This is a genomic window from uncultured Campylobacter sp. (genome assembly GCF_937997535.1).
GTDB lineage: Bacteria > Campylobacterota > Campylobacteria > Campylobacterales > Campylobacteraceae > Campylobacter_B.
Genome location: NZ_CALKTT010000075.1, coordinates 21,385 through 46,891 on the forward strand (window position 1 = coordinate 21,385; position 25,507 = coordinate 46,891).

Sequence of the window (25,507 nt, forward strand, 5' to 3'; positions counted from 1 at the left end):
ATAAATTTTAGAGTAAATATTTTAAATGCTTATTATATTGCGCGTTAAAAATGCTAATTTGATTTGCTATAACAGCATCAAAATGAGTTTTTATTCATAAGTTTTTGCTGCAAGAGTTTAAAAGCCATAAAAATTTTAAAATTTGATTAGAATTTTAGAAATTTAATAAATTTTGCAAAGCTAAGTTACAGCTAAAATCCCAAACGAATTATCTGAAAAATTTTACTTGGAATTCTAGAGCATAAATCAAACCGCCGCGAATTTTTAAAAGGTCTAACGAAATTTCATAAAATCTAATAAATTCCAAAAGTTATGAGAAATTTTTCAAAAAATACGGCGAAAGAATTTTCAAAATTCTAGTTATTCACCCGTCCGTATCCTGCGAAGCGGTTCGATGCTAGGCAGCTTATGCGGTCTTTGCCGCAGCGCACGATATAGCTATTTTCCATCTTTTGCCCCGCTACATGGACATTTTTCTTATTTAAATTTACGAAGTCCGCTTGATTTCTACCACGAGTATTGTGGACAAATTTCACGCGACCATCAGCATAGATCTCACGCACGATACCGATATGGCTGATCTCGTTATTGACCTTGCCTTTGTTAGAGCGCAAGGTGTTTTGAAAAAACACCAAATCCCCCACTCGCGGCGTATTGCTGAGTAAATTTTTACGGCTGTAATAATTATATATTGCTTGGGATTTGCGTCCGTTTGTGAAGTATTTTGGCAGATCTTTTGAGTTAAAAAATAGATCATCGTATTTATCATTTAGCACGGTGATAAATCCGCTGCAGTCCCCTCCCGCGCGAGTGCCGGTGTAATCGTCTACAGATGCGATTAGCAGGCGGTTAAACTCGCTTCCCGGCACCGAAGTTATTCCTTCTTCATGATCGTTTAAGACATACGCTTGCTGGCTGCCGGCAGACGGGGCTTTTGAGGAGCAACCGACCAGCAAAAACGCACCCAAAGCGCAAATAATTAGTTGTTTCATATAAAAATCCTCATAAAATTATGTAGTGGTTAATTTTGGGCGTAATTTTAGCGCTCAGTGGTAACAAAATGGTAACTTTAAAGCTAAATTCTGTATAATCGCCGAAATTTTACACGGAGAAATCATGCATTATCTACGAATTAACGGGGGCAAAAAACTAAGCGGCAGCGTCAAAATAAGCGGCGCAAAAAACGCCGCACTGCCGCTCATAGCTCTATCTATCCTTTCAAAAAACGAAGTTGTAATTAAAAATTTACCCGCAGTTTCCGATATCCACACGCTAATTCAGCTGCTTTCAAATTTAGGCGCAAAGTGCGAGTTCCTTGACGCCAATACCGCCAAAATCGATCCGCGCGAGATAAACTCGACTAAGGCGATCTACGACATAGTGCGTAAAATGCGCGCTTCGATCTTGGTGCTAGGGCCGCTTTTAGCGCGGTTTAGACACTGCGAGGTAAGCCTTCCCGGGGGCTGCGCGATCGGCGCAAGACCGATCGATCTGCACCTTAGCGCGCTTGAAAAGATGGGTGCGGAGGTTAAGATCGAGCAGGGTTACGTCGTTTGTACAGCAAAGAAGGGGCTTAAGGGCGCGACTATAAATTTTGACAAAATTACCGTCACCGGTACCGAAAACATCGTAATGGCGGCGGCTTTAGCAAGCGGTACCACACATATCATAAACGCGGCAAAAGAGCCCGAAGTAATCGCCGTTTGCAACGCATTAAAAAGCGCAGGCATCGACATAGAGGGCATCGGCACGAACGAAATCCTTATCAAAGGAAGCGGCGGCGAGCTTTTAGGCTTGGATGAAATTTCGATAATTCCCGATCGCATCGAGGCGGGCACCTATCTGTGCGCGGGCGCGATTACCGGCTCCCGTATCACGATCACGCACGCCTGCGCGGCTCATCTTGGTGCCGTGCTTGCAAAATTTGAAGATATGGGCTTTAAATTTGAAATTTCAAACGGCGGCGAGGAGATAACGATCTTGCCCGCTTCAAAGATCAAACCCGTAGAGATCATCACGAGCGAATATCCGGGCTTTCCTACCGATATGCAGGCGCAGTTTATGGCGCTTGCGTGCATCTCCTCGGGCGTCAGCACCATCGACGAGAGGCTTTTTGAAAACCGCTTTATGCACGTAAGCGAACTTTCAAGAATGGGCGCGGATATCCGCTTAAACGGACACATCGCGACGATCAGCGGCGGCAAGCTAAACGGCGCGGACGTTATGGCGACCGATCTGCGCGCTAGTTCGGCTCTCGTTTTAGCCGCCCTTGCGGCGCGCGGCGAGAGCAAAATACATAGAATTTACCATCTAGATCGTGGATATGAGAGGCTGGAAGCTAAGCTTGGTGCGCTTGGTGCCGATATACAGAGGCTGGAGGAATGAAGACTTCGGAATAAAATCTTGTGCGAGCAAGTGATGCGGGATTTTATGCAAAACGTGTTTTGAAATAACGCGCTGCGTAAGAGCCACGTAAATTCTATCAGCAGCAATGCATTTAAATCGCTAAAGCTAAGTGTGGTGAAATTTTAAAGGTAAATCTTGGTAGAATTTCGAAGGATGAACCCCTTAAGAATTTAAGTGGCGAGCTTTGGTAAAATTTAATGAACGAGTCGTGGTGGAATTTTTTAAGCAAATGTGGGTGGAATTCCTAGGGCAAAGCGGAATTTTACGAGTGATATGCTTTGAAATTTTAAGCAACGCTCGCATTAAAATAAGGCAAGTTTGAGCCCGTGAAATTTTGCGCACTCATTTGGGTAAATTTTGCTTTGCAAGCTTTGGCAAAACATAGAATTTAAGACTATGTGAGGTCTTAACTGCGCGAATTTAAAATGTAAAAAATGATAAAAAGGACTTAAAATGATAGGAATAAATGAGGCTATAGATTTGGCTACGGCTAGAATCACATCAAGCAGGCGGAGCGAAATGGTGCCTCTTCCCAGCACTCTAGACCGCATCCTTTCTAGCGATATTTCAGCGCTTAAAAACCTGCCCTGCTTCGATAATTCGGCACTTGACGGCTATGCCTACGCGGCGGAATTCAAAGACGAAGAGCTAGAGATCGTAGAGCCTACGATTTTTGCAGGAGATGAGAAATTCTACGAAATAAAGGCTACGCAAGCGCAAAAGATAATGACCGGCGCGCCAATGCCTGCAGGCGCAGACTCTGTCGCGAGGCTAGAGGATGTAGACGCGCAAGGTGGAACTCTAAAAATCCCTGCTTCCGTTCATGCCCACGACGGCTTTCGTAAAAAAGGCGAGGAGGTGCGCGTGGGCGAGCTTTTATTGCGCCGTGGCGAAATTTTAAACCCTGCTAAAATCATGCTTCTTGCCGCGCAAGGAATTTACGAAGTGGATGTTTACGCGCGTCCTAAAATCGCCTTATTTTCCAGTGGAAACGAGCTAAAAGAGCCGTGGCAGAGCGCAAGTGAGCGCGAAATTTATAATGCCAACTCTAGCGGCATTGCTGCATTGCTGCAAAAATACGGCTTTGAAAACGAGTATTTAGGAATTTTAAAGGATGATTTTAGCGCGGTGTGTGAGGCGCTAGATACTGCTACGCGTAAATTTGACGTGCTAATTACCAGCGGTGGAGCAAGCGCCGGGGAGGCGGATTTTATGCAAAGCGCTATGAGTGAACTTGGATTTTTGCAGATTTTCGATCACATCGATATCAAGCCCGGCCGCCCCAGCAAGTGCTTCGCAAAAGACGGCAAATTCGTCTTTGCAATGGCAGGCAATCCAATGGCTGCTTTCGTGCTTACGCGCGCAGTCATACTGCCGATCCTATTTAAGCTTAGCGGCGCAAGCGAGGCTTTTAGCGCAGAAGCGGCGATCTATGCCAAGCTCGCAAGCGATCTGAAGCTAAAAGGCGGCAGAGTAAATTTAACCGTAGGCGCATATGAAGGCGGAGTTTTTACGCCTATGCCGTCGCCTTCTGGGCGCATCAGACCGCTGGCTGCGGCATCGCATTTTTTCTTGGCTGATCCCGAATGTGACAAAGTTCGCGCTGGAGAAATCGTAAAAATTTATGAAATTTAAGCGAGAAATTATTGACAAATGAAAATTTATAGGCTACAATCGCGCTTTATTTTTACCGCATGCGGGAATAGCTCAGTGGTAGAGCGCAACCTTGCCATGGTTGATGTCGCGAGTTCGACTCTCGTTTCCCGCTCCATCTTAACTTCAAATTTTAAAATTCATTCCGCCGCGTTTGTTTTTAAACCGCAAAATTTCGAGATGAAAGCCTTGAAATGAAAATTTTAGTTTGCGTAAGCGGCGCGAGTTTTTGCGAGATCGGGCTTGATCTGCTTAAATTTCTTGCCAGCTCGCCGCATGAAATTCACGCCGTACTTACGCAGGGCGCGCGCCGCGTCCTGCGCGCCGAAAGCGGCATAGACGCGGACGAGGCTTTAAAATCCACGGAATTTATAAGTGTAAAATTTTATCCCGACACCGATCTGGGCGCGCCGCCCGCTTCAGGCTCGTTCGGCATTGACGCCACAATCTTTGCGCCCTGCTCTATCGGCTCTTTGGCCAAAATCTACGGCGGGCTTTGCGACAGCTTAAGCACCCGCGCCGCCGCAGTCGCGTTAAAAGAGCACAAGCGGCTGGTTCTTGGCGTGCGCGAGATGCCGCTTTCTGCGATCAGCCTGCGCCAGATGAGCGAACTAGCCGCACTCGGCGTCATCATCGCTCCGCCCGTGATCGCAGGCTACTGCGGCGTGCAAAATTTAAAAAATTTCATAATCGGCAAGTGGTGCGACGCGTTGGGCGTGCAAAACGAGCTATTTAAAAGGTGGCAATAATGCAAAACTCAAGAAAATGTATCTATCCGGGCACCTTCGATCCTATCACGAACGGTCATCTGGACGTCATCAAGCGCGCGCTAGGGCTTTTTGATGAGGTTATCGTCGCAGTGGCGCTCAACGAGAGCAAAAAGCCTTACTTTAGCCTAAAATCCAGACTAGAGATGGCGCGAGCCGCGACACGCGAACTTCGCGGCGTGAGCGTGCAAAGCTTTGATAATCTACTCGTGGATTTCGCCAGATCCTGCGGCGTGCGCTTCGTTATCCGTGGACTCCGCGCGGTTAGCGACTTTGAGTACGAGCTGCAGATCGGCTATGCAAACGCCTCGCTATGGGAGGAATTTGAGAGCGTGTATCTGATGCCGACGCTCAAAAACGCCTTCATCTCAAGCTCGATTGTCCGCTCCGTTTTGAGCCACGGCGGCGATGTTTCGCACCTGGTGCCGAGCGAAATTTTAAAATTTTTAAAAAAATGAGCTTGCAAGCGACTGAAATTTAGCCCGCAGGCGCGGCTAAATTTAAAATTTGCAAGCTGCACGGGAGATAAAAATGAGCGAAGCAATGGATGAGATAGAAAGACTGCGAACGTTTTTAAAAAGCGTGAGAGATGAATACAAAGCCTTACATAAAATAGCCGAAGCGCAGGTCGTAAGTAGGCGCTGGGCGTCTGGTAGCTATATCAATTTAGAGCCGTTTTATTTCGAATATAACCGCTTCTTTAAGGGCAAAATTTTAAAAGCTAAACCGAAAAAGATCGTAAACGCCTACGAATACGGCTTTGACGTGCAAGATCGCGTCGTTTTTGAAAGACAACATGACGGCAAAAAAAGTTTCTTTGAAAGCCTTTATTTTTGGGGGCGGGACGAAGTTTTAAAATATCATTTCGGTTGCTATAACAAAAAATGCTCAAAATGCTTCAATATAAAAAGATTTATCTATGAGGATGGCGAGCTAAAGTCCATCTACTCGGCCTTTGACAACAACGCCTATGGGATAGAAAATTTTACTTACGAAGGCGGCAGGCTTACACAAAGACGGGAGCATGTAGAACACCCTCGCGCAGGCAGAAGGAATGACGTAACAAACTATGAATTTGACGAAATGGGCGAGCTAAGCTTAATAACCGAAAATGGTTATGTGCGCTATCAAAAGCCGGATAAGAATATGAGCTACAAAAAGCTCTATGAGCTCGCCGCGCAGAGACTGCTGCCAGCGATTAAAGAGACGATCAAGAAGCATGCGCCCGGCTGCAAGCTCTACTGCATAAATTTAGCTTGCGACAATAGGAGTTTGCCGCCGATCATCGGATTTGGCTCGCAAGAGCAGCGCGCGCAGTGGCTTGCACGAAAGGATGGCTGGCTTCTTTGGCTAGTTCCTGATTACGAGTTTCGAGCCGAGGTCGAAATAGACTACGAAACGGCGAAACTTTTCGATCTTTTCAATCAAGAAACGCAACTAAACGATAAATATGCGCAGGCTAAAAAGCTTATTTGGGAGTGCGTGAAGCAGCTTAAAGCAGATCTTGGCGAATTTGCGCTCGATATGACGGAGGATTTTACGATCACGGCTACCGATTGCGATCTTGGCGATCTGAGGAAAGATTTCATAGCGATAAATCCCGAACCGATAGGCGCATAAGGGCAAAATTTAAAATTTCATCGTCGCGGTTTTATCATCGCGCACAGCACTCGCCCGCCCCAATACGCCCCACTCTGCATAACGCCGCCCTGCTCCGCCAGAAGTGCCGCCATTTCCGTCTAACGCCATATGCTTCGTATGGTACATGTCCTGTTCTGTATGATGACGCCCTGCTTCGCCCAATGTGCCATTATTCTATCCGCACGGTGCGCTGTCTTCATCGACCGGCGCCCTGCTTCGCTCGGTACATGTCCGTAAGCGCAAATTTACTCACTCGCTGTTTATGCGACGCATCCGTCCGAGCGCTAAATTTAACCGCGAGCCGTGCCGCAAAGAATAAGTGTTTAGCAACAAAGCGCCCGATAAAATTTTACGCCGAAAGATCAAAAGCGGCTTGCACAAGCTCGCGCAAAAGCCCGATTTTGAGGCGAAATTTAGCGCCCGGCTGTTTAAAAAAGCCGCCATTTAGCTATAAATTTGTAAAATAGCGCACAAATTTAAAGGCGAAAAATGTATGTAATATTCGAAGGTATCGACGGCGTGGGCAAAAGCACGCAGATAGCGCGGCTAGCGGCAGCTTTTCCGCAGGCGATCGTGACCAAGGAGCCGGGCGGCACGAAGCTCGGCGAGGCGGTGCGAAGCCTCGTTTTGGGCAAGGATTTTAAGTGGCGGCGCGGCAGCGTAAATCTGCGCGAGGTCTGCGGCGAAATTTCAAAGCGCGCCGAGCTGCTTTTATTCCTCGCAGACCGCGCCGAGCACTACGAGCGCGTGATAAAGGGCGGCGCGGACAGGCTCGTGCTAAGCGATCGCGGCTTCATATCGGGGCTTGCCTATGCGCTGGCAAACGACAAAAACGCGGATCTTAGCGAGCTTATCGCGCTTAATAAATTTGCGCTCGGGGGCAAATTTGCAGATAAAATCGTGCTGTTTTCGGCGGACGAACAGCTCGTCAAAAAACGGCTCAAAATGCGCGCTAGCAGCGATATAATCGAGGCTCGCGGGCTGAGATACCTAATGCGTGTGCAAGATCTTATGGCGCAGGCGTGCACGGCGTGCGGCGTTCAGACGCTGCAAATCGACGCCGCACAGTCCGAAGAGGCAATCTGCGATCAGATAAAAAATTTCATACTTTCTTAAAATTTTAAGACGCGGAATTTTGCCGCGGAAAAGAAATTTTAGCTGTGAAATTTCATCGTGAAATTTTAGCTTTAAATTTCGTTATGGAATTTTACAGGAGAGATTCTAGGTAAAATTTCATGGGCGAAATTTGTTTTATAATTTCGCGGCAAAATTTCGCCATAGAATTCTGTCTTAAAATTCCGCCGCAGACTGAAAGGGCGCGGGATTTCATAAGCGAAATCCTGCGCGGAATTTTAAGCCACGGATTTGCGGGTGGAATTCCGCTTAAGCTTTAGATTGAAAGGATAATGATGAAGACGTTAAAGTTCGTTTTGCGTAAGATTTTTAAATTTATATTTCTGTTTTGGGTGGTCATAAGCTCGCTTTTTGGCACATATATGATCGCCGATAAATTTTTCGGCCGCACCGTCGTAGCCTGGACGCTCATCCGTGATTTTAGCAGCGCTTTGCTGGATCTGGAGGATTTTAGCATCAGCGCCCGCTTAAGAGCTACCACTATCGGCGGACGACTATGGCGCGACGAGCGCGAGCCGAAGCCCGACTTCTCGGACGACAACTCCACCGGCGCTCCGTATGAACTAAGTATAAATTTTGAGCACGTGAGTGCGCCCGGGATCGTGCTGAAAAACATCAAGCTCGAGCAGGTGCAAAGCGGACGCATCGTGTTTGAAAAGGATGAGCTAGAGGTGCCGCTAGAAATGGGCTACAGCGGTTACAAAAGCGGTAGTTTAGTGATACCGGGTCTTGATTCTACGCATGTCAGACACAGACTGAGCGCCGAAATATGCGTGTTTGAGGGCGCTTGCACAAACTTCGTGCATTTTTTCTTGCCGTACAGGCACGTAGAGGGCACAGCGGCTCTGCGGGGCATTTTTTAACCGCGAAAGATTCGGCGTGAAATTTTAAAACATCAAATTTACGGCGGCATGGGTTATTCAGCGCAATAAACGAGTAGATTATCAATGCCCGCAACGTAGTGATATGGTTTATTTGTGAGATAGAATTTTGCCGCTCGCCGTATTTGTGCAAAACAAAATTTCAAAATTTCGCGGCGCATAAAATTTATAGCGCAGCGTGAAATTCTACCCGGCAAAAATTTATGCCCTATTCCGGCACCGATAAATAAATCTGCTAACAAATCCCGAGAGGCGACAATCTATAAAATGATAAATTTACAATGCAGCGATTGGGTATAAAATTTTAAAATTACCGGCAAAAATATCATGATTTAAAAGTGCGTTACATATTATAAAATGCGCTTTATTATCATTCGTCCTTTTATAATTTTCAGTATTTTTGCTAGCCGTTTCAAAAACGCTTTGCAAAATTTAGCGCTATATTAAAGCTTAAAATGCGTCTATTACGCATTTCTTGACTATTCAAAATTTTTTACTTCTTAAAAATCAAAATTTTAGCCATTTAAAATTTATACTTGAATTTAAACTGCAATTTAATTAAACATTAAAAATCTTTGTATTATTATTCGCCGTGTTAATAATCAATTCTATAATCATTAAGTAAGGAAATATGAATGTTTAGAAGATTCTCTCTCTCTCTCTATGTCTCGCTGCTCTTTTATGGCTCGCTTTACGCGGAAGACCAGGCAAATTCGCAAGAATTAGGAACTATCCAGGTAACGGGCAATGTCGATTCGCAAAGCGTAGCCGAGCAAAAGGTCGGCGAGACTAAGACTACTGCGCAGACTATTAAGAAGCAGCAGATCACCGATAGTAGAGACTTGGTGCGATACCAAACCGGTATCACGGCGGTCGAGACTGGCAGATTCGGCGCTAGCGGATACGCTGTTCGCGGCGTGGACGAAAACCGCGTGGCTATCACGGTGGACGGACTTCGTCAAGCAGAGACTTTAAGCTCGCAGGGCTTTAAAGACCTTTTTGAAGGGTATGGAAATTTTAACAACACAAGAAACGGCGTAGAGATGGAAAATGTCAAAACAGCCAATATCACCAAAGGAGCCGATTCCATAAAAGCGGGAAGCGGCGCACTCGGCGGATCGGTTATGTTTGAAACCAAAGACGCCAGGGATTTCTTGACGGAAAAGAATTACCATTTCGGCTTTAAGCAGGGCTATCAAAGCGCAGATAGTCAAAATTTTCACTCCTTCACCGGCGCAGCTAGGTACGGCTGGTTTGATTTTTTAGTTATAAATACCGATAGACACGGACATGAGAGAAAAAACTATTTCTACGATATATATGATAGTAAAGAGGATAAACTTCACATAGGAAAAACTCGCGAAAAGGCAGATCCATACACCATAACCAAAAAGAGTACGCTCGTAAAGGTTGGATTTCAACCCGGCGACGAGCATAGATTTTCCGTTGCGGTGGATAACTCAAAGCTCAATTCCGACGGCGAAGACCTATCTTACACGCTCAGGCTCGGCAGTCGCCCGGGCGCTCCGGAACGATACGGAAGCAGGACGAACCACGACAGCTCCGATCGAAGAAACGTGCAATTCAGCTACGAAAATTTCAGCGAGACGCCGCTTTGGGATCACGTTAAAATTTCATACTCAAAGCAGAGTATTAAAAACCGCGCGATAAACAGAGAGGGCTGCCAAGGAAGCGCCTGCCAGCAAACACAAAATCCATCGGGAATGCATTTAGACTCGAGCTCCGGTACGCATAATCTAGTAGATAAAAATAATAGACCTATAAGTGTCGATCCCGGGGATGTAGCGGAGGAAGCTTATATCGTAAGAGATGGCTCGGGTAATGTGCTTAGGCTTAACGACGATTATAAAGCACATCTTGGATCCGCAATTGACATGTGGGGAGATGTTTATCATTCAACTTATGTAGATTGCTCTAAAATAGATTGCAATAAAAAATTTAAAGTATTAAAAGAAACATACGATGGGAATACTTGGAATTATAATTATGAACTCGTAGAAAGAGAGATCGAAAAACATACCCTTGCCGACGGAAGAACTTACGGAACCATAAAAAGAGATTCTAGCGATGCAGATGATGGAACAAAATACCATAAATTATCTTTTTTAACTCCAGGAACGGACGGCTATAATTCCATACAATATACCGATAGGACGCTGGATACCGAAACGCAACAATTAAATTTAGATTTTGAGAAAGAGCTTAGCCTATTTAACGTCATCGATAATTCCATATCATACGGCGGGCTTTTAGATAAGACCGATAAATCGATGACGAACAAAGACGGATTTTATGCGGGCGATTCACAATGGTGGGATAGTATATTTTTCGGCAATGTAAATAATGTGCCAAATCCAGATTGGCATATGAATGGCAATCTAAGAAGCAATACTACGGCGGTTAACACCTATCTGATCCCCGTGCAGACCCTAACTACGGCAGGATATATCGGGGATGAAATTCAAATAACCAAATACGTAGGCTTTGATCTCGGCTATCGCTACGACAGAGTAAAGCACAAGCCGAAATATACCGGCTATCCCGAAGTGCCGCGAGGCATCATAACCGGTATGTGGGTACCGTATCCTTATAATCCTTTCGACGGAGTGCACGGCTACTATACATCTTACGGCGAGGAGAACTACCAGGAAAATTTAAAATTCTTGTTACGGGAGAAGGAATACAAAAGCGGCTCATACAAACTAGGTCTAAATTTAGACCCGCTCGATTGGATAAGAATTCAGCTAAAAGGCTCCAAGGGCTTCCGCGCGCCGACGGCGGACGAGGCGTATATGACCTTTAAGCATCCGGATTTTTCTATCCGCCCGAATATTGATTTGGAAGCCGAAATCGCAAGGACGAAAGAGGTAGCTCTTACGTTTTATAAAGAAAGAAGCCGCATAACCTTCGATGTTTTTAAAACGGATTATAAAAATTTTATAGATCTTGAATTTTTAGGAAATTTGCAAGTCGTAGATCAACAAATACCCTATCCGTTTTATCAAAACGTAAACCGAGACAACGCAAAAGTGCATGGATTTGAGATCAATACCGTTTTAGAGCTCGGCGATATATCAGAAACTTTGGAAGGATTTAGGCTCGGCTATAAATACAGCAGACAAAAGGGCAAAATGTCGTGCGCCAGCAACGGCTCAAATGCCAACGATTCAAACTCCGGATGCAGCAGGGGCGAAGAGGTGCCGATGAATGCGATCCAACCGCCTACTTCCGTCTATAATATCGGCTATTCTACGCCCGGCGACAAATATGGCATTGATCTTTTCATCACCGACGTAGGAGCCAAGAAACGCAAAGATACCTACAATATGTATTGGAAAAGCCAAATCGAAAGAACGGATCCGTATTGGGGGCACATCGATGCTTCTATAGTAAACGGAGAGCCCGTAACCGATAATACCAAAGGTTGGCGAAGCGGTGATTATACGGTAGTGGACGTTATTGCTTATGCAAAGCCGCAAAAAAATTTTAACTTTAGTCTAGGCGTTTACAACCTAACCAACGCCAAATATATCACTTGGGATAGCGCGCGCTCGATCAGGGCTTTCGGAACGGTCAATATGATCGATCAAGCGACGGGTGCGGGCATTGGTAGGTTTTACGCGCCGCGCAGAAATTTTAGATTTAACTGGGAGGTAACGTTTTAGGTCGGCCTCTCTTAAATCGGTTGCCTAAGCACCGGCGCGAAGCGCGATTAAAATTTTATAAGAATTTTTGGCTCAAGCAAGTTTGGCTTGTTTGAGCTTTCGTAGCTTTAAAATAAACGGGAAACGATCAGAAAACTTAGAGGCGATTTTGAAAAACGTAAATTTTGCGGCGGTATGATTCTTAATGTGACTGGATTTTATCGCTTATTATATTCTTTCTTTCAAAACGTAATTTGCAATTTAGTAGTGCATAAAAAATTTATAACGCGATGTGAATTCTGACTGGCAAAATTTGAAACGACGTAATTATGAAATTCCGCGCAGTGTATTTGTGCAGCAGAGTAGCGCTATTTTCTTACTTTTATGAAAAAGTTTACGCCACAACGCGCGCTTTGATAAATTTTACGCGCGCAACATCCGCGCCATGCACTAAAACATACACATTTAAATTTAAGATCATAAAAATTTAAAAATCGCCGAATGTCAAATTTGTAAGCCATAAATTTAAATATAGAATTTAAATACTATCGCGCGCAGATACAAGATATGCGATCTTTAGTAAAATTTTGCCTCTTTAAATTTACGCGCAGCTTTCGCCGCGTATAAATTTTGGCGCGATTTTGGAAGTATTTCTTAGACGTATTTACTAGGCGAATTTAAGCGCAAATCCAGCGCGGATGACTTCGCTTGCGTAAAATTTTTAACGCGAGCAAAGCCGATTAAATTTCGCCGCGAAATTTAACGAGGCTTTAGCGCGCGTCTCGTTTTGTTCTAGCGATACAAATTTCAGCTAAAATCCGCTGCTCGCAAAAATCAAAATTTATTAAATCCGCATTTGAGCTAAAATTTTACAAAATTTTAAAGCTAGCGCAAACCAAATTTCAATGCGCCTAAAACCAAATCTCAAACATTAAATCTAAAATGCATCACGTCGCCGTCTTGCACGACGTAGTCCTTGCCCTCAAGGCGCATTTTGCCCGCTTCTTTCGCCCTACTCTCGCCGCCGCACGCGATGTAGTCCTCGTAGCCGATCACCTCGGCGCGGATGAAGCCGCGCTCAAAGTCGTTGTGGATCACGCTCGCGGCCTTCGGAGCCTTCCAGCCCTTCGTGATCGTCCACGCGCGCACCTCCATCTCGCCCGCGGTAAAGTAGCTGATGAGGCTGAGCTTCGCAAAGGAGCGCTTGATGATGAGCTCCAACCCGCTTTGCTGCACGCCCAGGCTTTGCAGCATCTCGTGCGTCTCCTCGTCGCTTAGCCCTATCAGCTCCTCTTCGATCTTGGCACAGAGCTTGATCACCTCGGCGCCGCGGGCATTTGCGTATCCTCTTACGCGCGCGACATATTCGTTATCCTGCGAGATGCCGTCTTCGTCCACATTTGCGCCGTAGATTACATCTTTGGCGCTAAGTAGGCGCAGCTCGCGATTTAAAGCGATGTAGCTTTCGTCCTCTTTGAGTGCAAAATTTGAAGCGGGCTTGCCGTCGTTTAGATGCGCTAAAAGCTCGTTTGCCACGGCTAGCGCCTCTTTAGCGCTCTTTTGATTTGCTTTGGCTTCCTTGCCGAGACGCTCGATCTTGCGGCCAAGCTGCTCGATGTCCGCTAAAATAAGCTCGGTTTCGATGATCTCGATGTCGCGGATAGGATCGACACAGCCTTCGACGTGGGTTATGTCGCCGCTTTCGAAGCAGCGCACGATATGAAGGATGATCTCGCACTCGCGGATATTTGAAAGAAATTTATTCCCCAGCCCCTCGCCTTTGCTAGCTCCGCGCACGAGGCCCGCGATATCTACAAACTCGATGGTTGAATGCACGATGCGACCGGGCTTAACGATGTCTGCTAACTTTGCTAGCCGCGCATCGGGCACGGGCACGACCGCTTTATTAGGCTCGATCGTGCAGAACGGATAATTCTGCGCCTGTGCGTTTTGCGCGCCGCTAAGAGCGTTAAAAGTCGTGGATTTACCGACGTTCGGAAGCCCTACGATCCCTACTGAAAGCCCCATCTACGCGTCCTTCAACTCTTTGGCTAGAGCCTGCAAGAAATATAAGTTTGCTCTCACGCCCGCACCAGTCGCGCCCGCGGCGTAATAGCCCCACGCCTTTTCCAGATACGCAGGCCCCGCGATATCAAGGTGCAGCCACTTGTCTTTATACTCGTCTTTTATAAATTTATCCAAAAACAGCCCCGCGGTTATCGCGCCGCCGTACCTACTGGAAGCGCAGTTGGAGATGTCCGCGATACTGCTTTTGATTAGCTCGCGCAGATAATCGTTAAATTCCAAAATACTAAATAGCTCGCCGCTTGATCCGCTAAGATCTTTAAATTTACGTTTTAACTCCTCGCTATTTCCCATGATGCCGCTAGTGTATTCGCCTAGGCCCACGACGCAAGCGCCGGTAAGCGTCGCCATATCGATTAGCAGATCAGGCTCAAGATCCTGCGCATAGCTTAGGCAGTCGGCAAGCACGAGCCGCCCCTCCGCGTCGGTGTTTCGCACCTCGATACTCACGCCGCTGCGGCTAAGCAGCACATCGTCGGGTTTATACGAATCGCCGCCGATCATATTTTCGGTAGCGCCGATAACCGCGTGTATCTCAAACGGCAGCTCGAGCTCGGCAGCGCCCTTGATGATACCCATCGCAGCAAGCGCGCCGCTTTTGTCGCTCTTCATCGTAAGCATATAATCGCTCGGCTTCAAACTTAGCCCGCCGCTGTCATAAGTAAGCCCTTTGCCCACGAAAACGACGCGCTTTAGGCAGCGCTGCGGCTTATAGATCAGATGGATGAGGCGCGGCGGATGAGCGCTGGAGCGATTGACCGCCAAAAACGCATTCATATTCTGCTCGCGCAAAAAGTCCTCGTCGTAAATTTTAACGCTCACGTCGTCGTAGTTCGAGGCTAAAATTTCAGCCTCGCTCGCCATCTTTTCGGGCGTGTAAATTTCAGGGATCTCATTGACGCCGTCGCGCGCAAAATTTGCGGCGTTTGCCATCACGGTGCCCTGCTGCACGCCGTAGTTCATCTTTTGCACGTCGGGGCTACTGCCGCCGTACTCCTGCGTCGAGATTAAAATTTCACTCAAACTGGAGTTTTTCTTGTCGCTTTTGTATTTATTAAACTCATAGCCGCCCAAAAGCACGCCCTCGACCATCGCCATCGTGCTTCTGCGGTCGCAGCCGCATTTGTAAAAGGCAATTTTAAAATTTTTGATCGTGTAGCCCTTAAGCGCGTTGTATGCGCTTGCAAGTGCTGTGCGAACACGGTCATATTCTAGCGCCTTAACACCGACGTACAGCCGTCCGCTCTCGGCAAGCAGCAGATTGCCCTCGCCTTTGTAATTAAAAAGCGCAAACTTATCCGTGTCTTTAATAAATTCGTGATTTAAATTTTTATCCACGACTAAAATAACTTCAAAATCCGCCTCTATCTCGTTAATTTTACGATCTAGCAGTTTTACTTTCATCTCGTTCCTTTCGTGAGTTCATAAAGTGATTTTCCATACGTTTAAATAACCTAAAAAATAAATATAAAATTCCGCCTATAATAGGTATCGCAAAATACCAGTGTTGCTCGATTAGCCGCAGCCCACTCCAAATCTCCTCGCCGAAATACCACGCCAAAACCATCGTCGCACCCGACCAGCACCAAGCACTAAAAAGATTGATAATCGCAAATTTCTTTGCGCTGTAGCGAGTGATACCGATACTCATCGGGATGATGACGCGAAAGCCATACATATAGCGCTGCATTAAAATTATCGGCCAGCCGTAGCGTTGCAAAAGCAGGTGCGCAATCGCAAATTTTCGGCGCTGTGCCGCGAGCTTTTTACTGATATATTTTTTATTGTAGCGACCGATATAAAAATAAAACTGATCGCCGCAAAATGCCCCAAGACCCGCGACAAAGATACCTAGCGGCAAATTTATATGTCCCTCGTGCGCCATTATGCCGCCTAAAATCAGTGCGATTTCGCCTTCTAAAATACACCAAACAAAAAGCACGATATAGGCGTATTGGTGGTATTCTTGTAATAAATTTTTAAGTAGCTCTTCCAAAATCACGCCTCTAAAACGCAATAAACATTTGTACGTCGCGAAAACTCGCCTAGATCGTTTAACTCACGTAAATTTAGCAAAAAGCAGGCTTCAACGCACTTAGCCTGCGTCTGCGCGATGAGATCTAATGCCGCTCGTGCAGTGCCTCCGGTGGCGATAAGATCGTCGATTAGTAACACCTTGGCATCTTGCACGCCGGAGAATGCATCCACATGCATCTCGACCTGATCAAAGCCGTATTCAAGGCTGTATTTTTGCGAAATCGTGATATAAGGAAGCTTCTTTGGCTTTCTAATTGGCACAAAAGCAACCCTCAACCTCGCAGCAAGTGCCGCTGCAAAAATAAATCCGCGACTTTCTATGCCTACTATGTAATCAAGTCCGTAATCGGCGTAGCGCTCGGCTAGATGATCAAGCAGGAAATTAAACGCCTCGCGATCGCCTACGAGCGTCGTGATATCGTAAAACAAAATACCGGGCTTGGGGAAGTCGCGCACGGTGCGGATCGAGCGAAATAAATAGCTTTTTTGCTCGCTGCTTAGGCTTTTCATAGCTTACCTCTTTTCAATCTTGCGTTTTGGATTTTTAAGCTGCAGTTTTCGCTCTCCTCATTTTGCAGGGCCTCAATACCGAAGCGAAGGGCAGTTTTGAGCTTTTCGTTATCGCTTTTAAGCTTTGAAATTCTTTCTTCGCTCTTTCGAAGTAAGGCGTAAATTTTAGAATTTTTTCGGATCGATAGAATAAGTAGTGCTGCAAAAAATAGCGCTAAAACACCCAATGCTACGCTCATTGCTTGCCTCCTTCATTTGGATTTACAAAGCGCATAGTAACGGGAGTCGCGCTAAAATAGACAGAATTTATGCTCCTAAAATACGCACTAGAAAGATTTGCTCCCTTTAAATTTACGCTCGTAATAGCAGAATTCTCATCTGTTAAACCCGCACTAGAGCAATTTGCGTTTTCTGGCTTAACGCTCATGCAAACAGAATTTTTAGCCTTGAAATTTATAATTGCTGGGTTCAAACTGACAAAATATTTGTGGCTAGCTTTTTGAGTGAAATTTTTCTCGCAAACGCTCGCGCGCGTAAAATTTAACGTAGAATTTGTGCTAGTGAAATTTTTATCTAGCGGATTTTTCTCATTAAAAATTATCTTTGCGTGCGTCGAATCTAAATTTATATGACGTGCACCGCAAAAGCTTATCAAGGAATTCTCGCCGGTAAAGAAGGAATTTTTATCGTTAAAGCTCCGTGCACAATTTAATTCGGAATCCGTGCCGATAGGATTTTTGCAAGAAGGGGTTTTACCACCGAAGTTTAATTTGGAATTCCGCCCATTTAAATTAGCGCCACTGCTTTGTTCCGCAAAATTTTGAGCGGAATTCTGCATGAAATTCTCCCCATCAAATCCATGCGCGCAATTCGAACTACCGCAAGCACCTAGCTTTGCGACGCGCTTAATGTGCCTACCGCCCGCAAAATCGGTGCTAAAAAACGCCCTAATCATATCTTCGATCACCAGCGCGCCCATCAATCGCTCGCCGAAGGCTAGGACGTTGGCGTCGTTGTGCTCTCTAGCTAGTCTAGCGCTCGTCGCGTCATGACACAGCGCGCAGCGGATGTGAGCGCGGCGGTTTGCGGCGATGCTGATACCGATGCCCGTACCGCAAATCAAAATACCGTAAATGCCGTAGTCGGTGGAATTTAAAATTTTATCTTTGCTCGCGTTTGCGGCAGCTATGCTTGCGCAGGCAGTCGTATTTGCGTCCGCATCAAAATTCTTGCCGTCGCCGCTCTTGACGGCGTTAAAATTTTTATCTTTCTCGCCGTGCTGCGCGGTAGCACTAAAATTCCCGCTACCGTTTATACTTGCGCCGAAATTTTCACTGCCGCCCGCTTCGGAATTTTCCGTGGCTGCAGCGGAATTTTTGCCGCTATTTTCTTTAAAATTTTCACTTCTCGCGCAGGCTTCACATTCGGCTAAAATTTTATCCGCCAACGTGCCTGCAAAATCGGGATAGTCCACGCTCGCTTCGGCACTATGCGTGCCAAGATTGACCGCTTCGTAACCTAAAGCGGCGAGCGCTTTTTTGGCTTGCTCTTTGGCATGAAAGCCCGCATGATCGCTCGCTATGAAAATTTTATTTATTTGCATTGCCGCTCCTTATTTTTGCTCATAGATTAGGCTCTCGTCGTTTTGCAAGGTATCGACGAAACGCCCGATTCGCTCCCAGCGGATCTTGCGATCGGCATCGATACTAAAATATGTAAACCATGGCTTGCCGACGATCAGACGATAAGGTACCGGACCCCAGAAGCGGCTATCGGCGGAATTATTTCGATTATCGCCTATCATAAAATACTCATCCTGCGGCACTTTGATGTAAAAGGCATTGAAGCTTATTCCCGCAGCTTCGAAGCTATGAGGAATTTCGCTTAGACTAATGGGTTTCATAGAAAATTCACCCTTCTCAAGTGCGATTTTGACATTTGTTAGCATTGAGTTTCTAGCATTAGGGTCGTAGTGAATGCCCTTAAATTTATACGGCTCTTTGACATATTTTTCGCCACCTAAAATCACAATGTCGCGAGCATCATAGTTCGCAGCAATGAACTCGTCGCCTTCATGCGGACGAAGGTAGAAATTATTCAGATCAAATATCACCTCGTCACCGCCTACGGCAAAATTTCGCTTTACAAAGTGCATTTTTTCATTAAGCGGATAGCGGAAAACCACGATGTCGCCGCGCTTCGGACCCTCGCCACGGATGATATGCCCATCTCCGTCGCTATCTGGAGCAACCTGCCACTCTACAAAGGGAATATGCGGAGTCGGGATACCGTAGCTAAATTTTTTAACGAATAAAAAATCACCCTCCAAAAGCGTAGTGCGCATCGATCCGCTGGGGATCACGAAGGCTTGCGCAACAAAAAGAATGACGAATAAAACGACGATGACCGTCCCCGTCCAACTTGATAAAAAGTGATAAATTTTGCTTAGTATTTTCATTTAGGCTCTTTGTCTTAAGCGATTTTTCGCCGATTTTATCGTGTTACTCAAAAGCATCGCAATCGTCATCGGCCCCACGCCCCCCGGTACGGGCGTGATGAACGAGCATTTCGGCGCGACTGCTTCGAAATCGACGTCGCCTCTTAGCTTGCCGTCCTCGCCGCGATTAATCCCCACATCGATCACCACTGTGCCTTGTTTTACCATATCGGCACCCACAAAATGCGCCCTACCGACCGCCACGACCAAAATATCGGCGTCTGCGCAAAGCCGCTTTAAACCTTTCGTCTTGCTATGAGCGATAGTGACGGTGGCGTCGGCATTTAACAGCAGGCTCGCCATCGGCTTTCCGACAATATTGCTGCGGCCTAGTACGACGGCGTTTTTACCCGCTATCTGCACGCCGTATTCCTCAAGCAGGCGCATCACGCCAAGCGGAGTACAAGGCACAAAACCGTCCGCAAGCCCGCTAGTAAGCTTACCTACGTTTATCGCGCTAAATCCGTCCACGTCCTTTTGCGGGCTTATTTTTTCTAAAATTTTATTCGTATCAATGTGCTTTGGAAGCGGCAGCTGCACCAAGATGCCGTCAATACTTTCGTCTTCGTTTAAATTTTCTATCAGTTCTAAAAGCGCCGCCTCGCTCACATCGGAGTTCAAGCGGTGCGCTACGGATCGGATCCCACAGGCGGCGCAGGCTTTTTCCTTGCTCGCGACATAGGTCTTGCTAGCCGCGTCCTCGCCTACCAAAATCACCGCCAGCGCGGGCTCTACGCCCTTTGCGGCAAGATCCGAAGCGGCCGCTTTGATCTCATCTTTTACCTTCGCACTTATGCTTTTGCCGTCGATTAAAGTCATTTAAAGCCTTTTTGAGAAATAGGGAATGTTACCCTAAAATTTATAAAATTTAGATTTATTCAGCGGGATTTTATGGGAATTTGAAAGAATTTTAAAAAGAATTTCGTCCTAAATTTAAGCCCGTTTAAACAAGATGAAATTTTATCGTCGCATCATAAGCGGATGGGCGTCTTGGCGCCGCTATGCTCAGGTTTCAGCGTTCGTACAACCAGTATTGCAGACTCGAAGCCTTTTTTTACTTCGAGCGAGCAGGAACTGCAATTTATTATTTGCCTGCCGTTAAACGCCTATTATCGCGGCTCGCTGCGGTATATCCATCCTATGCGTAATAGTAGCCTGTATAATGATAATGGTGGCTTGGTGTCGTATCTTGCTCGGCGGGGGAGTCTTGCGGCCCGCTCCTGGAGCAGCCGCATAAAAACAGCGTCACGCACAGCAATAAAACGATCTTTTTCACCATAAATCCTTTCAAAATTTTTATGATTTCATCCTTGGCTGATTGTAAAATTTTACAAAATTTAGAAAAGCGCTCATAAAAATTTTATCCCCTTTGAAATTTAAAATTTTGAATAAATTTAAACGACCAAATTTATCAAATTTAGGCTTTGCGCGGGTTGCGATCTCGCGCAAAGAGCGTAGCTCTAAGGGCGCTAATAGTATTTGTGCGACATTTAATACAGCGCAAACTCGCGACGTGCAAGATCGCGCAGCCTCTGTCCCGCTCGCCGAAATAGCGCGCTAATACACTGCTAAATACAACCACGCCGCTTTGGAATTTTAAAATTTCGCCGAATTTTTAAAGCGCCGCGCTTAAATTTACTCGTTGCGCAGTGTTTGCAGCACGTCGATCTGCGTGGCTTTTTTGGCCGGGTACCACGACGAAAGCGCCACGATAAGCACCGCGCCGATTAAAATCATCGCCAAATCGCCTAGCGAGAGCTCCATTGGCAACTTTGAGCTTCCGTAAACGTCGGCGGGTAGATTTACGATGTCGAAGCTTCCGAGCAGCCACACGCCGAACAAGCCCAAAATCAGCCCGAATATGATGCCGCCGCCGCCGATCGTGGCTCCGAGCGCGAAAAAGGTCCTTTTGACCTCCTTTTTGCTGGCACCCAGGCTAAGTAAAAGCGCGATCTCTTGGCGGCGGTTCATCACGGTCATCAGAAGCGAACTTACGATATTTAGGCTCGCGACCAGGATTATCAGCATCAGCACGATGAAAAGCGCACGTTTTTCAAGTGCAAGGGCGCTGAAAAAATTGCCGTTTTGCTGCCACCAGCCCACGGCGTTAGCACCGCCGGGAAGGCTTTTTTTGATGCGCTCCAGGTCTTTAAACGGATCGTTTGAAAAAACATGCACGCCGTCGAACGTCCCCTCGTCGTAGCCTAAAATTTTGGCTAGATCGCTTGCGTCTGCGTAGGAATACGCCTTGTCGTAGGCGATCAGCCCCGAGCTGAAGTCCGCGCGCACATCAAAGCGCTTCATCTTGGGGATCAGCGCAAAGCCACCCGGATCGCTCTTCGTAAAGATCATCGTGATCTTGCTGCCCTCATCCAGCATAAACTCGTCCTTGATCCCGCGCCCTATCATGATGCCGTAGTCCGTTAGATTGGCGTCTTTGGCACCCGCTGCGACGACGGAGTTGATCCGCTTTTCGTCGTTTAAATTTACGCCGAAAATCAGCCCACCCTCGAGCTTCTCGCCGCTTTTGGCGATGACTTGCGAGCTGATGTAAGGGCTAAAGATCAGATCGGGAAAGTCCGCCCGCAGCCCCTCTACGTCGTCTTTTGAAATGCTACCGCGAAAATGGCTGTGGATCGTGATCGGGTAGTTCATCGTAAAGAGCTTACGCTCAAATTCCTTATCAAAGCCGTTCATTATCGCCATCGCGACGATCAGCACCGTAAGCCCCACGCCGACGCCCAAGAACGCAAGCAGCGCCGAAAGCGTAATGAAGGGTTGAGAGCGGTCGAATCTGAGATATTTGAATAATAAATACTTTACCAAAAAGCCATCCTTGTAAAATTTCACATAAAATTTAGCGCTAAATTCTATGTGAAATTTTAAGTATTTTGGAATTTTAAAATTTCAAAAATGGGTTTCGCACCTTCAAATATGAAAGCTTTAGCCTGCTTTAAAAATTTAAAATCGCGCCGAAATATCTATTTATATGCAACGAAATTTAACCCCCAAGATATATTCGGATACTGCAAATCAAACAGATCGTCTTGCCAAAACCTCGAAATTTTAAACCCGAATTCTAAATTTTAAAATTTCAAACGCCTCGAAATTTTAAAATTTTAGAAATTTAAAACTTTTTTAGAATTTTGAAATTCTTAAAATTTAAAAGGCAAATTTCCCTTGAAAGCTCGCCCGCAGTCGCATAAATTTAAAATTTTAACTGCGCGCAGTATATTTCCTAGTCGCACGCTAAATTTAAGCACCGTGCGCCGTTCACGTTTTACCGCGCGGTGCGCCGAAACAGCGCTATGAAAATATACAGCAAAGCATCAGGCACGCTTTGAAATTTTAAAATTTCAAAACCAAAATTCCGCTCTCTCGCGCAGCTTTGCGCGCCGTCCACGCCGCCTCGCGATCAAGCTCCCCTTTAAAATTTTATGGCGCCTTGCGCCCTCGACCGATCCGCTAAATACAAAAGCAAGATTGAAAAGTGCCGATTGCGCAATGCTTGCAATCGAGATCACCGATCGTGCGTACTTACCACCGATCGCCGCGCCTACCTTGCAAAGCCGCCTTTTTTCGGACCGCCCTTGCCGTGGCAGTCTTTGTATTTTTTGCCGCTGCCGCAAGGGCAAGGATCATTTCGCTTAGGCTTTTTGTCGCCGAACTCATCGGAGCCCTTTAGCTGCGCCTCATTCGTGCTTGCGGCGGCGAGTTCTTTGGCGTTTGAGCTCTCCATACGCTCCTGCATCGCACGCTGCTCGGCTTCTATCTCCTCCCTAGATTTAAACTGGATCGAATGCAGCAAGCGGATGCTATCGGATTTGAGGCGCATTACAAGCTCCATAAAGAGATTGTAGCTCTCCTTTTTATACTCCGTAAGCGGGTCTTTGTGGTTGTAGCCGCGAAGTCCGATGCCCGCCTTTAGGATATCCATCTGATACAGATGCTCCCGCCAGTCGCGATCGACGATCTGCAGATAAAGCATCTTTTCTATACTTTTGCGCTGCTGCGGATCGATCGGCGCCATCTTGTTTTCATACGAAACGGCAAGCGCGCCGATGATCTTTTCTTTCAGCTCTTTGAAATCATCGACCTTATCAAGCTCGCTGTTTTCGAGCACCTCGCCCGTTTCTTGAGCGATTTTAGCGACGATCGGGAATTTATCTACCTCTTTGATATTTACGCCGTCGAAAATTTCAAGCTCCTCAAGCACGCTAGAGATGTACTCCTCGCGGTTTTGGATGATTTTATCTTTCAGATCGTAGTCGGGATCCAAAAGCTCGTTGCGATATTTATAGATCGTTTTGCGCTGCTCGTTTGCGACGTCGTCATATTCTAGGATATTTTTACGCGCTTCAAAATGCAAGCTCTCGACCTTTTTCTGCGCGTTCTCTACTGCGCGCGAAACCATGCCTGATTCGATATGTTCGCCGTCTTTTAAACCCAAGCGATCCATGATATTTTTGATCTTGTCGCTGCCAAAAATTCTAAGCAGATTATCCTCCAAGCTTAAGAAAAACCTACTCTCGCCCGGATCACCTTGGCGTCCGCTTCGACCGCGGAGCTGATTATCGATACGGCGACTTTCGTGACGCTCGGTACCTAAAATATACAGCCCGCCCAAAGCGCGCACTTCGTCGTCTATGCGGATATCCACGCCGCGTCCCGCCATATTCGTAGCGATCGTAACTGCACCCTTTACGCCCGCGTCTTTGATGATCTGCGCCTCGCGCTCGTGATTTTTGGCGTTTAGCACGGAGTGCGCGATGTTTTCTTTAACCAAAAGCTCGTGCAGCTTCTCGCTCTTTTCAATCGACGCCGTACCCACTAGCACGGGCTGACCTTTAGAATTTAGCCGCTTGATCTCATTTATGACGGCGTCAAATTTCTCGCGCTCGGTCTTGTAGATAAGATCGTTTTGATCCTTTCTGATGACCGGCACGTTTGTGGGGATAGAGACCACTTCGAGCTTGTAAATTTGAGAAAATTCCGTCGCTTCCGTCTGCGCCGTACCCGTCATACCGGCGAGCTTTTCGTAAAGGCGGAAGTAGTTTTGAAAGGTAATGTCGGCAAGAGTCTGGCTCTCCTCTTGGATCTGTACGCCCTCTTTGGCCTCAAGCGCTTGATGCAAGCCTTCGCTGAATCTGCGACCCTCGCTCAGACGCCCTGTAAATTCATCCACGATTACGACCTGTCCGTCGCGCACGACGTAGTGCACGTCCTTTTCAAATAGATAATTCGCCTTAAGTGCTTGATCAAGGTAGTGGCTAAGCACTGCATTTTCGAGACTATAGAGATTATCCACGCCAAAAAGCTTCTCGGCTTTTGAAATTCCTGCCTCCGTGATCAAAACGGCGCGGTTCTTCTCATCTACGGTAAAATCGCCCGTCGCCTTGCCTTTCGGATCGGCTGGCGCCTCGCCGCGGATCATTTGGCGAGCTACTTCATTTGCCTTGATGTAGCCGTCTAGAGTGCGGTTCGTAGGGCCAGAGATGATAAGTGGCGTTCGTGCTTCGTCGATCAGGATGCTATCTACTTCATCGACGATTACGAAATGATGCCCGCGCTGCACCTTTTCATCCGCACTAAATTTCATATTATCGCGCAGGTAGTCAAAGCCAAACTCGTTGTTTGTGCCATAAGTGATGTCGCACGCGTATGCGGCCTTGCGCTTGGCGTCATCGTATTCGCCGCCTACGATCACACCAGTACTAAGCCCTAAAAATTCATATAGCTCGCCCATTTGCGCAGCATCGCGCTTAGCTAGGTAGTCGTTTACGGTCACGACATGCACGCCTTTACCCTCCATCGCATTTAGCACTACTGCCAAGGTCGCTACGAGGGTCTTTCCTTCGCCCGTTTTCATCTCGGCAATCGCGCCGTCGTTTAGCACCAAACCGCCTATTAGCTGAACGTCGAAGTGGCGCATATTTAGCACTCTTTTGCCCGCCTCTCGCACGATAGCAAACACTTCATTAAGCACGTCATCCGTGCTCTTTTCGCCCGCGCGAACTTGCGCTCTTAACGCTTCAAATTCCGCCTTAAGCGCCGCATCGTCCATCGCCGCGTAGTTTTCTTCAAGCGCACTGATCTGCGCTGCGCGCTTGGCGTATTGTTTGACGATCCTATCGTTTTTAGTGCCGAAAATCCCGTGAATGACCTTTTTAAACATTACCGAACCTTACTTTTAAAATTTTTAATCGCGCATATTAACATATTTTTAGTTTT

At 46.6% G+C, this 25,507-nt stretch carries 21 protein-coding genes, 1 tRNA gene and 2 pseudogenes; 11 read left to right on the plus strand and 13 right to left on the minus strand.

The window, feature by feature from the left end; translation table 11 throughout:
• Window positions 1-356: 356 nt before the first annotated feature.
• Window positions 357-992: an NlpC/P60 family protein gene (locus tag Q0117_RS06945; RefSeq protein ID WP_297924053.1), complete on the minus strand. Its 636-nt coding sequence runs from the start codon at window positions 990-992 to the stop codon at window positions 357-359.
• A 124-nt stretch (window positions 993-1,116) separates the two neighbouring features.
• On the opposite strand from Q0117_RS06945, the gene murA reads away from it, so the two are divergent.
• The 11 genes from murA to Q0117_RS07000 all read left to right on the plus strand — a co-directional run bounded on the left by murA (window position 1,117) and on the right by Q0117_RS07000 (window position 12,168).
• Window positions 1,117-2,385 carry a UDP-N-acetylglucosamine 1-carboxyvinyltransferase gene (gene murA / locus Q0117_RS06950; RefSeq protein ID WP_297924054.1) on the plus strand — a complete coding sequence of 423 codons (1,269 nt, stop codon included), beginning with the start codon at window positions 1,117-1,119 and terminating at the stop codon, window positions 2,383-2,385.
• A gap of 474 nt (window positions 2,386-2,859) precedes the next feature.
• The gene (locus Q0117_RS06955; protein ID WP_297924055.1) at window positions 2,860-4,041 is read left to right on the plus strand and encodes a molybdopterin molybdotransferase MoeA; all 1,182 of its coding nucleotides are present in this window, start codon (window positions 2,860-2,862) and stop codon (window positions 4,039-4,041) included.
• A gap of 61 nt (window positions 4,042-4,102) precedes the next feature.
• A tRNA-Gly gene (locus tag Q0117_RS06960) sits at window positions 4,103-4,177 on the plus strand.
• Window positions 4,178-4,253: 76 nt separating this feature from the next.
• Window positions 4,254-4,808: a UbiX family flavin prenyltransferase gene (locus Q0117_RS06965; protein WP_297924056.1), complete on the plus strand. Its 555-nt coding sequence runs from the start codon at window positions 4,254-4,256 to the stop codon at window positions 4,806-4,808.
• Window positions 4,808-5,284 carry a pantetheine-phosphate adenylyltransferase gene (gene coaD, locus Q0117_RS06970; RefSeq protein ID WP_297924057.1) on the plus strand — a complete coding sequence of 159 codons (477 nt, stop codon included), beginning with the start codon at window positions 4,808-4,810 and terminating at the stop codon, window positions 5,282-5,284. The genes Q0117_RS06965 and coaD overlap by 1 nt, the downstream gene beginning before the upstream one ends.
• 73 nt (window positions 5,285-5,357) lie before the next feature.
• Window positions 5,358-6,446 (plus strand): hypothetical protein, encoded by a 1,089-nt coding sequence (locus Q0117_RS06975; protein WP_297924058.1) that lies wholly within the window; start codon window positions 5,358-5,360, stop codon window positions 6,444-6,446.
• Between the two features lie 340 nt (window positions 6,447-6,786).
• On the plus strand, window positions 6,787-6,915 hold the full coding sequence (locus Q0117_RS06980; RefSeq protein WP_297924059.1) for a hypothetical protein: 129 nt from the start codon (window positions 6,787-6,789) through the stop codon (window positions 6,913-6,915).
• 41 nt (window positions 6,916-6,956) lie between these two features.
• On the plus strand, window positions 6,957-7,583 hold the full coding sequence (gene tmk / locus Q0117_RS06985) for a dTMP kinase (RefSeq protein ID WP_297924060.1): 627 nt from the start codon (window positions 6,957-6,959) through the stop codon (window positions 7,581-7,583).
• A 119-nt stretch (window positions 7,584-7,702) separates the two neighbouring features.
• Window positions 7,703-7,861 carry a hypothetical protein gene (locus tag Q0117_RS06990; RefSeq protein WP_297924061.1) on the plus strand — a complete coding sequence of 53 codons (159 nt, stop codon included), beginning with the start codon at window positions 7,703-7,705 and terminating at the stop codon, window positions 7,859-7,861.
• A gap of 15 nt (window positions 7,862-7,876) precedes the next feature.
• Window positions 7,877-8,464, plus strand: coding sequence for a hypothetical protein (locus Q0117_RS06995; RefSeq protein WP_297924062.1), 588 nt, complete (start codon window positions 7,877-7,879; stop codon window positions 8,462-8,464).
• Window positions 8,465-9,117: 653 nt separating this feature from the next.
• Window positions 9,118-12,168 carry a TonB-dependent hemoglobin/transferrin/lactoferrin family receptor gene (locus tag Q0117_RS07000; RefSeq protein WP_297924063.1) on the plus strand — a complete coding sequence of 1,017 codons (3,051 nt, stop codon included), beginning with the start codon at window positions 9,118-9,120 and terminating at the stop codon, window positions 12,166-12,168.
• A 903-nt stretch (window positions 12,169-13,071) separates the two neighbouring features.
• Here Q0117_RS07000 and ychF read toward each other — a convergent pair.
• The 12 genes and pseudogenes from ychF to secA form a co-directional block, all read right to left on the minus strand.
• On the minus strand, window positions 13,072-14,175 hold the full coding sequence (gene ychF, locus Q0117_RS07005) for a redox-regulated ATPase YchF (protein ID WP_297924064.1): 1,104 nt from the start codon (window positions 14,173-14,175) through the stop codon (window positions 13,072-13,074).
• On the minus strand, window positions 14,176-15,636 hold the full coding sequence (locus Q0117_RS07010; protein WP_297924065.1) for a leucyl aminopeptidase: 1,461 nt from the start codon (window positions 15,634-15,636) through the stop codon (window positions 14,176-14,178).
• Complete coding sequence (locus Q0117_RS07015) at window positions 15,611-16,228, minus strand: DedA family protein (protein ID WP_177388946.1); 618 nt, start codon at window positions 16,226-16,228, stop codon at window positions 15,611-15,613. The genes Q0117_RS07010 and Q0117_RS07015 overlap by 26 nt, the downstream gene beginning before the upstream one ends.
• 2 nt (window positions 16,229-16,230) lie before the next feature.
• Window positions 16,231-16,779: an adenine phosphoribosyltransferase gene (locus Q0117_RS07020; RefSeq protein WP_291937052.1), complete on the minus strand. Its 549-nt coding sequence runs from the start codon at window positions 16,777-16,779 to the stop codon at window positions 16,231-16,233.
• Entirely contained in the window at window positions 16,776-17,018 is a 243-nt protein-coding gene (locus tag Q0117_RS07025) for a hypothetical protein (protein WP_177388948.1), read from the minus strand. Before Q0117_RS07025 ends, Q0117_RS07020 begins: the two co-directional genes overlap by 4 nt.
• Before the next feature lie 650 nt (window positions 17,019-17,668).
• Window positions 17,669-17,911 (minus strand): annotated as a pseudogene (locus Q0117_RS07030) (RpiB/LacA/LacB family sugar-phosphate isomerase); the annotation flags it as partial.
• 306 nt (window positions 17,912-18,217) lie between these two features.
• Window positions 18,218-18,382, minus strand: a pseudogene (locus Q0117_RS07035) (RpiB/LacA/LacB family sugar-phosphate isomerase); the annotation flags it as partial.
• A 9-nt stretch (window positions 18,383-18,391) separates the two neighbouring features.
• Window positions 18,392-19,237, minus strand: coding sequence for a signal peptidase I (gene lepB, locus Q0117_RS07040; protein ID WP_297882772.1), 846 nt, complete (start codon window positions 19,235-19,237; stop codon window positions 18,392-18,394).
• On the minus strand, window positions 19,238-20,095 hold the full coding sequence (gene folD, locus Q0117_RS07045; RefSeq protein ID WP_297924066.1) for a bifunctional methylenetetrahydrofolate dehydrogenase/methenyltetrahydrofolate cyclohydrolase FolD: 858 nt from the start codon (window positions 20,093-20,095) through the stop codon (window positions 19,238-19,240).
• A 319-nt stretch (window positions 20,096-20,414) separates the two neighbouring features.
• Complete coding sequence (locus tag Q0117_RS07050) at window positions 20,415-20,552, minus strand: hypothetical protein (RefSeq protein WP_297924068.1); 138 nt, start codon at window positions 20,550-20,552, stop codon at window positions 20,415-20,417.
• A gap of 359 nt (window positions 20,553-20,911) precedes the next feature.
• Window positions 20,912-22,102: an ABC transporter permease gene (locus tag Q0117_RS07055; RefSeq protein ID WP_297924070.1), complete on the minus strand. Its 1,191-nt coding sequence runs from the start codon at window positions 22,100-22,102 to the stop codon at window positions 20,912-20,914.
• Window positions 22,103-22,832: 730 nt separating this feature from the next.
• Window positions 22,833-25,451 (minus strand): preprotein translocase subunit SecA, encoded by a 2,619-nt coding sequence (gene secA, locus Q0117_RS07060; RefSeq protein WP_297924072.1) that lies wholly within the window; start codon window positions 25,449-25,451, stop codon window positions 22,833-22,835.
• Between the last annotated feature and the right edge of the window lie 56 nt (window positions 25,452-25,507).